Annotated in this window: 7 protein-coding genes; 3 read left to right on the forward strand and 4 right to left on the reverse strand. The window is 46.8% G+C overall.

Features of this window, described 5'->3' with window-relative positions:
• Nucleotides 1-23: 23 nt before the first annotated feature.
• Entirely contained in the window at nucleotides 24-2,006 is a 1,983-nt protein-coding gene (locus ACFVQB_RS22935) for an ATP-dependent DNA helicase (RefSeq protein ID WP_379444402.1), read from the forward strand.
• A gap of 135 nt (nucleotides 2,007-2,141) precedes the next feature.
• On the opposite strand, the gene cysK is transcribed toward ACFVQB_RS22935, so the two are convergent.
• Entirely contained in the window at nucleotides 2,142-3,101 is a 960-nt protein-coding gene (cysK, locus tag ACFVQB_RS22940; protein ID WP_379444406.1) for a cysteine synthase A, read from the reverse strand.
• A 332-nt stretch (nucleotides 3,102-3,433) separates the two neighbouring features.
• Nucleotides 3,434-3,817, reverse strand: coding sequence for a YhjD family protein (locus ACFVQB_RS22945; protein WP_379444410.1), 384 nt, complete (start codon nucleotides 3,815-3,817; stop codon nucleotides 3,434-3,436).
• A 459-nt stretch (nucleotides 3,818-4,276) separates the two neighbouring features.
• On the opposite strand from ACFVQB_RS22945, the gene ACFVQB_RS22950 reads away from it, so the two are divergent.
• Entirely contained in the window at nucleotides 4,277-7,864 is a 3,588-nt protein-coding gene (locus ACFVQB_RS22950) for an S-layer homology domain-containing protein (protein ID WP_379444415.1), read from the forward strand.
• A gap of 501 nt (nucleotides 7,865-8,365) precedes the next feature.
• Here ACFVQB_RS22950 and ACFVQB_RS22955 read toward each other — a convergent pair.
• Both ACFVQB_RS22955 and ACFVQB_RS22960 read right to left on the reverse strand, forming a co-directional pair.
• On the reverse strand, nucleotides 8,366-8,599 hold the full coding sequence (locus ACFVQB_RS22955) for a hypothetical protein (protein WP_379444420.1): 234 nt from the start codon (nucleotides 8,597-8,599) through the stop codon (nucleotides 8,366-8,368).
• Nucleotides 8,596-9,633, reverse strand: coding sequence for a nucleotide-binding protein (locus tag ACFVQB_RS22960; protein ID WP_379444424.1), 1,038 nt, complete (start codon nucleotides 9,631-9,633; stop codon nucleotides 8,596-8,598). The genes ACFVQB_RS22955 and ACFVQB_RS22960 overlap by 4 nt, the downstream gene beginning before the upstream one ends.
• Nucleotides 9,634-10,480: 847 nt before the next feature.
• Between ACFVQB_RS22960 and ACFVQB_RS22965 the strand changes: the two genes are divergently transcribed.
• Nucleotides 10,481-11,203 (forward strand): YitT family protein, encoded by a 723-nt coding sequence (locus ACFVQB_RS22965; RefSeq protein WP_053784366.1) that lies wholly within the window; start codon nucleotides 10,481-10,483, stop codon nucleotides 11,201-11,203.
• Nucleotides 11,204-11,457: the final 254 nt, after the last annotated feature.

Consider the following 11,457-nt stretch of genomic DNA (forward strand, 5'->3'; position numbering starts at 1 on the left):
AAATTCGGACCGCTTGTCTAAGAATGGAGGCTGACCTAGGATTGTCTACACAACGTTATCCTTTTGCATATGATCCGGCAGAGCCCTTTGTATCCCGTTTAGGGGAATGGGTTGCCGATGTTTTTTACGATATTTTGCCTGAGTCCGGCTTCGAGGTACGGGATGAACAGATTTTTATGGCGTACCAGCTCGAACGGGCCTATGGAGATAAAAAGACCATTATGGCTGAGGCCGGTGTCGGAACAGGCAAGACATTAGTCTATCTGCTCTATGCGGTCTGTTATGCTCGTTATACGGGTAAACCGGCGGTAATCGCCTGTGCCGATGAGTCCTTGATTGAACAGTTGGTGAAGCCGGGCGGAGATATTGCAAAGCTGGCTGCACATCTGGATCTAGAAGTGGACGCACGTCTGGGCAAGTCACCCGACCAATACGTCTGTCTGAACAAATTAAGTGCTGTGCGATTTGCGGATGAGGATGCACCTGTCATTGAAGAAGTGCATGAGAGCCTTCCGGATTTTGTGAATACGCCGGGTACGCTTCAGGCTTTCCATCCGTATGGTGATCGCAAACAGTATCCACATCTGAATGATCGTCAGTGGAATAAAATTAACTGGGACCCGTTCCAGGATTGCTTTGTTTGTCCCAAACGTCAACGCTGCGGCCTGACGCTGTCGCGTGACCACTACCGCCGTTCCAAAGACATCATCATCTGTTCCCATGATTACTACATGGAGCATGTGTGGACCTATGAAGCGCGCAAACGTGAGGGACAATTGCCACTGCTGCCAGATCACAGCTCGGTTGTATTTGATGAAGGACATTTGCTGGAAGAAGCGGCTCTGAATGCACTGAGCTACAAATTGAAACACCGCATCTTCGAGGAACTGGTGACCCGCCTGCTTGAAGGTGAGATTCGTGAATCCCTCGCCGAGCGTGTGGATGAAGCGATTGAGAGCAGTGAGCGACTGTTTGCATTGCTGGATACGTATACGGTAGCAATTCCCGGATCGGAACGGAAAGAAGTGCGGGTAGAACCGCCGCTGCTGCGTGAGATTGAACGACTGACCAGCGTATTGGATGCGATCGGCGAAGAGTTGGTATTTGAGAGTGGATTGTTCTCGCTGGATGGCTATCAGATGCGAGTAGTGGAAGAACATCTGGACATGATTCAGTCTGCACTTGCATTGTTCCGTAAGGAAGATGGGTACATCTGCTGGGCTGAAGAGAGCGAAGACGAGACAACCTTATCGATTATGCCGCGTACCGTGAAGGAAATTCTGAACGAGCGTGTGTTCAATACAGGTATTCCGATTGTTTTCTCATCCGCAACGTTATCCGTGGACAGTTCATTCCGTTATGTAGCGGACAGTTTGGGGATTGATGATTTTGTATCGTTCTCCGTCGCTTCTCCGTATGATTATGCGGACAAAATGCAGATGAAGATTACGAATGAAGCCATACCAGGCCACCCGGAGAACGAAAATCGCTTGCGTGACGCGGTGTCCATGCTCCAGGAGAGTGGAGGCCGTGCGCTGATTCTGTTCCGTACGATGGAGGAATTGCGTGCGTTTAAGCAGGACATTGTTCAGGTTCCTGAAGCAGAAGGATTGCGATTTATGTACGAGGGCGACCGGGAGATCAGTGATCTGATTGCGGCGTTCCAGCAGGATGAGGAGAGTGTGCTGTGCTCCGTCAATTTGTGGGAAGGGCTGGATGTTCCAGGACCATCATTATCCAATGTCATGATCTGGTCGCTTCCGTATCCACCACAGGACCCTGTCTTCAATGCGAAACGCAGTGCGTCAGCAGCACCTTACGAAGAGATCGATCTTCCATATATGCTCCTGCGGGTGAAGCAAGGTCTCGGACGTCTGATTCGGACAAGCACGGATTCCGGTTCTGCGGTCATTCTCGATGAATCGTTGTATAGCAAAAAGGAAGCCAAAGACCGCATTGCGGCTCTGCTTCCCGAAGGTGTAGAATGGACAACCTTGACACACTAGTTCACATTCATATTTAGATTTTTTAACTGGCTCCTTTCCAGAGTAAGTACTTGTACGCTGCGGATTCAACGTTCGGCTGTGATCAAGCGCTCATTTTGGAGGGGAGTCTTTGGCTTGTGTAAGAGTTTTTCTTTGTTAAAAAATACCCATGCTCAAATACCGTTCCCCGGTATCGGGCGCAATGCAGAGCACTCGGTGACCCGGCCCCAGTTCCCGCGCGATGCGCAGGGAGGCCCACACCGAAGCGCCAGAGGAAGGGCCGAGCAGCAGCCCTTCCCGGGCAGCAAGCTGCCGCATCGTATCCAGTGCATCCTCATCGGACACCTGGATGATGGCATCCCATACGTCGGTATTCAGAATGTCCGGAATGAACCCCGGACTTGTACCGACGAGCTTGTGCGGTCCGGGCTCGCCGCCGGACAGCACAGGTGAACCTTTCGGCTCTACCGCATAGATGCGAATGTCCGGCAGCTGCTTGCGCAGTTCTTCTCCAGTTCCGGTAATGGTACCGCCAGTTCCCGCCGTGGCAATGAAGGCGTCCAGCTTGCCTTCCATTTGCTGCATAATTTCGGGAGCCGTGGTGATTCGGTGGATGTCCGGGTTCGCTTGATTCTCAAATTGCTGGGGAATGAAACTTCCAGGAATGTCGGCCTGAAGCTCTTTGGCCTTACGAATCGCACCAGGCATCCGTTCCGCAGCAGGGGTAAGTACGACATCTGCGCCATAGGCTTTCAGGATGTTGATGCGTTCCTTGGACATGTTGTCCGGCATGATCAGAATGGCCTTATATCCTTTGGCAGCGGCATTCATCGCAAGACCGATCCCGGTATTGCCGCTGGTCGGTTCGATAATGGTTGCACCGGGAAGCAGCAGTCCTGCCCGTTCAGCCTGAATGATCAGGTTGTAGGCGGCACGGTCTTTGACGCTGCCGCTGGGATTGAAATATTCCAGCTTGACGTATACGTCAGCGGAATCGCTGCCTGTAAGTCTGTTCAATTTAACGGCAGGTGTCTGGCCGATCAGTTCGGTCACATCTGCGGCAATGCCTGTATGTGCGGGTGTTTGATTTTGAATTAAATGCGAATTCAAGTCCATGAAGTACAACTCCTTGATTGATAAGACGTTGAAAGCAATTCCAATGAACAAGTCTGTCCGCCGTTAATGGCTGGCAGGCTTGTTTGGTTATAGGAATCAATTTTCATTGCAAGTCTGAACGGAATGTACAGACAAGTCTATTCCATCTTAATGAACGCAGCCTCCCGGGGTCAACCTGTTTCGATTTAATCAGGGAGCTTCGAACCAGAGGAGCCGTGGATAGGAGAAAGCGAGTATAAGTCGGACTCGAACGTAATGACGGATAAGTGGGTCAGATCCATCTGCTGAGATAACAATAGGGCGTATGCCTGGGTGCAATGCTGTCAAAGCCATCAAGTTTGCGCCAAATCCATATCCAGATGCCGACTGAGCTCTTTTTTGACTTCATTCCGCGCAAACGTCCACAGCATATAGAATCGCTGCAAATAGCCTCTGCACAGATACTGGGTTTCGATTCCATCGACTTGCCGTTTCTCCTCCAGAACCTTGACTCCACGGGTTCTCATCTGTTTGCGAAGCGTCAGCATTTCCTTAAGCACATCATTCTGAATGCGGGTTAGAGATAGAATGTAGACCTCTGGCATTTTCAGCTGCAACGTATCCAGTGTGCGAATATCCCGTTCAAGCACATCCAGCAGCAGGGTGCGTACAACCATACTTTTAATCAATCGGTGGTCTTCATCCGCAGGGGATGGGGCGGAAGGGGATGATGCCATACTTTCACTTCCTTAACCTTGAATATTAAATCGATCAAATTAAGAACAAATGTTCCTGCTCTGTATTATAGTCAGCATAAGCTTGACTCATACTGGTTTCAACCTGAAATTTTTTACAATCCCTTTATTTAACATAGGCTTGATCGCTTGAAACTCTTATATAATACGGGTCAAAGCTCATATTCGGAACACCGTTATGTAGTAGAGAACTCACCACTTTAGCATAATGTTCAGAATCGGTTCAGAATCAATCGTTATAATGTCCGTACATTATCTAGTTACACAGGAGGGGAGAGTAAAAGTCAGAGATACATATCAGAAGAGTATACGTAGCTAATTCGTCTACCAGCAAAGTAGCTATTTTTTTCAGTAGATTTCGTAGGATGTGCATGCAGATAGAGTACTGATTGTGGATGTGGATTAACAAACGGATGTTATAAAGCAAGGGAGAGGATGAGGATGATGAATAGGAAGGTGCTGAAGTTTAAAAAAACGGTAGCCATACTGTTGGTGTGTCTATTAATTTTTGGAGGTTTTCCCGTATTCCAAACGTTAGGCATGGATCGCGCCTATGCTGCAAGTGGGATATGGACAGATGTAGGTGGGGCTGGATTCACGACAGGGCAGGTAGAAAATATTTCGTTAGTTTTTGACAGAACAGGTATACCTTATACGATTTTTAGGGATGCAGACAATGATAATAAAGCAACAGTTATGAAATACATCTCTGGCGGATGGCAATCTGTTGGACCGGTCGGCTTCTCTATTGGTGAAGTCTGGACTTCATCGCTCGCATTTGACTCTCAGAATGTTCCATATGTAGCTTACCAGGATATGGACAATAGCAACAAAGCCACCGTTATGAAATTCAACGGAAGTCAATGGGAAGTGGTGGGCGGCGCTGGTTTTACAGGTGCAGCGGCGGTGTACGTTACAATTGCATTTAGCCCCGATAATATTCTTTATATTGGATACCGGGATCAATCTGTAAATGATAAAGTGACGGTTAAAAGATTAAATGGAAATCAGTGGGATACGGTTGGTTCCTCCGGTTTTACAACAGGTGGTATAGTACTCGAGATGTCCAAACTGATTTTCGATGCTAACGGAATTCCCTATTTTGCTTTTATAGATTTAAATAATCGTAAAGCCACTGTAATGAAGTTTGCAGGCAATCAGTGGGAAATTGTAGGAGCGGCAGAATTCACACCAGGACAAGTATCATATCCTTCGCTAGCTTTTGGTCCCGATAATGTGCCTTATATTGCTTTTCAGGACGAGGCCAACAGTTACAAAGCAACCGTAATGAAGCTGAATGGAAACCAATGGGAGGCCGTTGGAAGTGTAGGGTTCTCATCAGGAGCATCGTATAATTTGTCTTTGGCTTTTGATCCGCAAGGTGTGCCTTACACAGCGTTTAGAAATATAGTTAATCATAGCATGGAACCGCAGGGTGTAATGATGAAGCTGGACGGTAATCAATGGACTGTAGTTGGAGGTAAGCCGTTCTCTGCCGATCAAATAAGCGAAACTTCACTTGCTTTTGGCCAAAACGGAATGCCTTATGTTGCTTATGTAGACAACTCAAAAAGTAATAAGATGACAGTCATGACGCTTTCTACGGAACATTCAGTGGTTTACAATGCCAATGGTGCGACCACAGGAAGTGTCCCAGTAGACAATCTGAAATATGAAAAAGATACAACAGTGACAGTGCTGGATAACACGGAAGCACTTGAGAAGGAAGATTATCAGTTTACAGGGTGGAACACAGCCGCAGACGGGAGTGGCACTAGCTACAGCGCAGGGAATACTTTCTCCATGAATGATAATGACGTTACCCTGTATGCACAGTGGCAACCCCTTTATGTAAATATCAGTTTTGAATCTAACGGGGGAACAGAGATTGAAAGTCAAAAGGTGAGCTATAATAGCTCGGCAATCATTCCTGACGCCCCGGAAAAGACGGGCTACACGTTCTTTGGCTGGTATAAGGACGGCCAGCTGCAGCAGGCTTTTGATTTTAATACCAATTTGACGAAAGATATTACACTTTATGCAAAGTGGAAGTCTTCTACAGCAATTCTCTCAGGCCTGACGGTAAGTTCAGGAATTTTGACTCCTGATTTCTCAGTAGAGGAACTTGATTATCGTGTGGATGTCGAATCTGGTGTGACGAGTGTAAGCTTCTCCTTTGGGAAAGCAGATGCAGGACAAGACGTAACCGTAACAGGTGCTACGTATGAGGCGATGACGGATGATATATACACATACACCATTTCGGAGCTGGCATATGGATCGAACCCCGTAGTGATAAACGTTCAAGCAGAGGACGGCAGTAGTAACAGCTATACCCTTAATATTAACCGCATCGACATCACTAACGCCAAACTGAGTGCAATAAATCTAACTAACGTCACATTGTCTCCGGTGTTCAGTTCGGATGTGGAGTTGTACGAAGCGACGGTCAGCAATTCGGTCAGCACGACTGAGATTAGCGTTGAACCGGATCAAACAGGTGTTACGGTAAAAATTAATGGTGTTAGCGGCAACAATACAGTTGTGCCATTAGTCAGTGGAGTCAATACAATCACTATTGAAGTGACTGCATTGGATGGAGTAAGCAAGAAAACATATACGCTGAACATCAAGCGCAATAGTAATAGTTCAGGTGGATCGGGTGGAAATGGTAACTCCGGTGTGGGATCTGGCGGCTCGGGTGGTTCCAGTTCTGGAGGAAGCAATGTAAGTACACCAGGGACCACCACAGTCGTAACTCCGCCATCGACAGGTGCTCAGGTGCTCGTGAACGGTAAAGCCGAGAACGCTGGAAGCTTGACTACTACTGAAGTGAATGGACGAAAAGTCATAACCCTTGCAGTCGACCCAATTCTTATTGCACAAAAGCTCCAAACTGAGGGGAACAACGCCATCGTCACGATTCCCGTGACAGGCAACAGCCAAGGAGATCAGATTGTAGGTGAGCTGACGGGCCAGACGGTCAAACTCATGGCTGACAAACAAGCAGTGCTGGTGCTTCAAACCGATTTTGCCTCCTACACGTTACCTGCACAGCAGGTTAATATTGAGCAACTCGCGCAGCAACTTGGTGTGAAATCCAGCACTTCTTTGGAGAACATTAAATTGCGCATCGAAATTTCACAGCCATCAGAAGTTGTCATACAGACAGCACAGTCAGCAGCTCAGCACAATGGATATGCTCTTCTGGGATCACCGGTTGATTTCAAAGTAACAGCCACCTTTGATAACAAATCCGTTAGCGTGGATAAGTTCAATAGCTATGTATCCCGTACGATTGCATTACCAGGTAACGTAGATCCAAATCAGATCACCACGGGTGTTGTAGTAGATGAAGATGGTACTGTACGTCATATACCAACGAAAATTACACAGGTCAATGGGATATACCATGCACAGATTAACAGCTTGACCAACAGTGTATATGCCGTCATCTGGCATCCGCATACATTCACCGATGTTGCCAGACACTGGGCCGAGATCGACGTGAATGATATGGGTTCACGTATGGTGATCCAAGGCATCACGGGCACCACCTTTGAACCGAACCGTGGCGTTACACGTGCAGAATTCGCTGCTATCCTGGTACGAGGATTGGGATTAAAGCCTTTAGAACAGGTTGATTCCTTCAAAGACGTGAATGGAAGCGAATGGTACGCGGATGCTGTGATCACGGCGTCCAGCTACGGTTTAATCGATGGATATGAAGATGGAACATTCCGTCCAAAGACACAGATTACACGTCAGGAAGCTATGGTGCTCATTAAACGTGCTACGAAACTGACTGGAATGGATACGACTGTGAGTGGCAGGGACGTTAAGGAATGGTCTGATTACGCAGACGCCGAGCAGGTAGCAAGTTGGGCGGAGGAAGCAGTATCAACCAGCATCCACACTGGACTTGTGTCTGGACGTGGAAAAGATACGATTGCCCCGAAACAATCGATTACCCGCGCTGAAACAGCAGTAATTGTACGTAGGTTGCTTCAGCAGTCCGGTCTGATCTAGGTTCGTAACAGAACAGTTTTCGAATTATTTTGATGTTGTTAGTGAAGCGGGCAGCGCGAGACATGCGTTGCCTGTTTTTTTGCATATGGTATTGGACTACATAAGGATGAAAACGTCTCTTCTATTTACTTGTAAAAACTATAATTTGTTATTTACAGAACACATGTTCTTATATTATAATTGGGAATATGAATGGAGAGGGGAGAGTTAATAACTGTGATTCATTTTCTCCTTATTACTCATCTTTTCTTCTTTTAAAAACATCATTCCGGACAGGCCTTCTCCAAAATAAGGTATAATTTTTGGGTTTTGCAGGAAACCTAAGGGTATAAAGAAAACGACTTGATGCATCAGAGGGATGATGAAATGTCTTTGGTCCGTTGGTACTAGCGAAGGTATGAAGGATTGCCAATGTGTTGCAACAAAAAAGCCCTGCCTTGGGCGACGGGGCCAGATGATCTGCCGAACCAGACGGCAGAGTTGTATATGAGCATAAAGCGGTTAAGCCAGATACTGAGGCTTCTCGTAAAGAGCCTCTTTTTCCAGAATCACTTTGTAAGGTCTTTCCTTACCCTTCAGCGAAGGGCCAATTGTAGTCAGCGGTACAGCCGGTTTGTGGAAACGATCTTCTTCCTTGGGTTCCGGAACCGGTCGTGATGCTTCGGGCGCAGAACTGAGGCGTACCTTTTTATCGCTGCCCCAGCGCTTGCTTATTTTTTTCGTTTCCGGTTTCATTCCGGTTCGCCTCCTAACAAATCGTTGATGGCGTTGAACAGATGACGGTTCTCCAAATCCATCTGCTGAAATATCGCCTCATCCGCTTCAATATGTCCAATAATATGGACTGTGATTACATACCTCTTGGCTACAGGATAGCATAGCAGATACTCTTTCTCAAGGTAATCGTCGTAGAGATTGATCTTGATTTTGTTCTCCCGATATGAATCAATAACCAAAATTCGCTTTGGATCATCAGGCTGTTTGTCGTCGTTGGCGGACAAGTTATATTTTCTCCCCGGTTCCCCAACATTACCACATAATTGCTCAATATGACCACTGTCATCTGTACGGTATATGGCAGTTCCACGCACGGCAAATGGAGGATGGGATACAAATGCACTTCGAAGTGCATCGCTCATTCGCTCCAACATAACCGAATCTGCTTTGCGGGTACGCAGTAACTCCCTGAAGAATCGCAGCAGCTTGAGCAACTGTAACCGGGCTTCGCCCTCAGACCTCTTGTGTTTCTCAATGATTTCTTCCACTTCGGGATCGCTCCATCGTCCCTGTTCTTCGATGCTGTCTGCGATTTTGGAACAGGCCACCGAGACGGCTGGTGCCCATTTCCCGTCTGAACGAATTTCATAAACCAGAGGATTTAAACCCAGCAGGTCTGTAGGCATGCGTAAACCTTCGATCTTGGAAGCGTCTTTGATGTCCGTAATATCTTCAGGGAGAATGAAAAAAATACGCTTTCGTCCTAGCCGACCCATAAACAAACCCATTTCCAGCATTGTATTATCACGGACAGAGGCATAGTACTTCCCGCGAATTTTCGATATATCATCCGGATGAAAAATAAAAATGGCAAAGTCAGTCGTACGCACTTCTGTTTCCAGATCGTCCATGGTATAACTGCTTGGATTAAAAACTCCGGAGTACCAAGGGGTAACTTCGGCCGAGAAACGCAAGTTTTCGTGTACTGCGGCTGCAATCGGCTTCGCTTCCAGCGAGCAGCCAATAAAGACTCTTGGCTTTAACGTTTTCATCAATCCGCCTCGCTTAAACGGTAGTGGGAATCAATTGTTATATTATACCATAAACAGCAGAGTAAGTCTGGAAACGTTTAGCTGGACCAAAGATAAGCGATTACGTTTTGCTATAGTGTATGTGCAGGAGGGAAATGATTCCTTTAAAATCCGCGGAAAAATAAAAAATGGACCCAAATTGTCACAGTTGGGTGACTGGACAGTTATATTTGGAAGCTTCAGTCATAGAATGAAGGAGCAGGTAGCACCATTAGTTAGAGAAGCCTGTCCTGGTGTGGCTGTTTGGCGGCTCAAGCAGGCCAGAGTATGCTTTTTGCGCATATTTGAAGGGTCTGCTGTTTCGACCCAATCACATCGGTGTTATATAATAGAAGAATAAGCAAGTTAGCTTAGATTTTTAAACTAAACCTTTACACGGTAACGGAGAGTGTAGACCCGTCTGAGAAACGAAGTGTTCGCCTTTATCACAGGATTTTTCCCTTAGAAAAAGGGAATCAAAAAAATCCGGGGATAACAGCGATCGGAAGAGGGTGCTACAATCGAAGTGATTAGTGTAAAGTATACGTTTAATTGGCATAGCTAACCACCAACAGACAGAAAGGATCAGGATACCATGAGTTCCCGAAGGATAATCTCCCCAAGGACGATCTGGAAACGTTACGATCTCTCTTACACTTAGCGCCCCTTGTAGAGTACACCACCGTAAAGAAAAAAACGGCTGACTCTGCGAAAGAGGGGATTGGAATGAATAATATTCGAAGGACAAATACGATGATTTCTTCCAGGCTTGCCTTTTGCAGGGTACGGTCGGTGCAAACCAACCTTTACAAACTGCGAGGGAACCTGAATGAAGAGAACATCGTTAACCTTACAACAAGTTAAGACAGAGGCGGGAAAGTTCGCCATTATGCTGCTCGGAACATTTATCTTGGCATTTGCCTACTATCACATTAATTTTCAGAATCATTTATCGGAGGGCGGATTTGTCGGTCTGGCCCTGCTTGGAAAATACGCGACAGGCTTATCACCTGCGATCGGCATGCTGCTGCTGGATATTCCAGTCATGATTCTGGCCTGGTTCATCAAGGGCTGGAAGTTCATGATTCAGGCGCTGCTGGGTGTGGCTGCATTCTCATTGTTCTATGACGGGTTTGAGCGGTACTCCACCCTGGTCATTCCGTTTCACGGTAATCTGTGGATTCCGGCAGTCCTGTCCGGTGTTATCACCGGCGTGGGAGCTGGCATGGTGCTTCGATTCGGAGGAGCGACAGGCGGAGATGACATTCTGGCGGTGCTCATTAGCCGTTGGAAGGGCTGGAAGCTGGGAACGGTTTTCTTTGTCAGCGATGCGTTTGTACTCGGATTGTCGCTTTTCTTTCTACCGGTAAAAGAAACTTTATATACCATTCTGGCCGTATGGATTGCCAGTAAAGTGATTACGTACATGGTCAGTTTCCCGGCTCGCCGGACGGTTACGACCTCAGCTGTGAAGCTGCCCGTGTCGACTGCAGCCAAAGTAGTCAGCGGTGCTTCACAACGAGCTCCGGTGGCTAGAGGGGTTTCGCATTAAACGTAACGACCACCCTATTCGAATGAATGTTGTTCGAGTAAGGTGGGCTTGCCTCATACCAAACATAAAGCCCTTTTGCATGCTTGATGGGAATCATTCCATTAGCGGCGAAAGGGCTTTTTTGCTTGCCTTCAGTAAACAAATAGACGTAGTACATTCTAAATTGTACCCTCTGTAAAGGACATTTAAAAAAAAGGTTAGGCAACTTCTTTAAGCTGCTGTCTGTATTTTGCAGGCGGTAGCTTTTTTAAATT

Source organism: Paenibacillus sp. NPDC057886 (assembly GCF_042796655.1).
In the GTDB taxonomy this organism is placed as follows: Bacteria; Bacillota; Bacilli; order Paenibacillales; family Paenibacillaceae; genus Paenibacillus.

Excerpts from the sequence above, each read along its gene's own strand:
- cysK (WP_379444406.1), bottom strand. The coding sequence starts at position 3,101 with ATGGACTTGAATTCGCATTTAATTCAAAATCAAACACCCGCACATACA.
- ACFVQB_RS22955 (WP_379444420.1), bottom strand. The coding sequence starts at position 8,599 with ATGAAACCGGAAACGAAAAAAATAAGCAAGCGCTGGGGCAGCGATAAA.
- ACFVQB_RS22960 (WP_379444424.1), bottom strand. The coding sequence starts at position 9,633 with ATGAAAACGTTAAAGCCAAGAGTCTTTATTGGCTGCTCGCTGGAAGCG.
- ACFVQB_RS22935 (WP_379444402.1), top strand. The coding sequence starts at position 24 with ATGGAGGCTGACCTAGGATTGTCTACACAACGTTATCCTTTTGCATAT.
- ACFVQB_RS22965 (WP_053784366.1), top strand. The coding sequence starts at position 10,481 with ATGAAGAGAACATCGTTAACCTTACAACAAGTTAAGACAGAGGCGGGA.
- ACFVQB_RS22945 (WP_379444410.1), bottom strand. The coding sequence starts at position 3,817 with ATGGCATCATCCCCTTCCGCCCCATCCCCTGCGGATGAAGACCACCGA.
- ACFVQB_RS22950 (WP_379444415.1), top strand. The coding sequence starts at position 4,277 with ATGATGAATAGGAAGGTGCTGAAGTTTAAAAAAACGGTAGCCATACTG.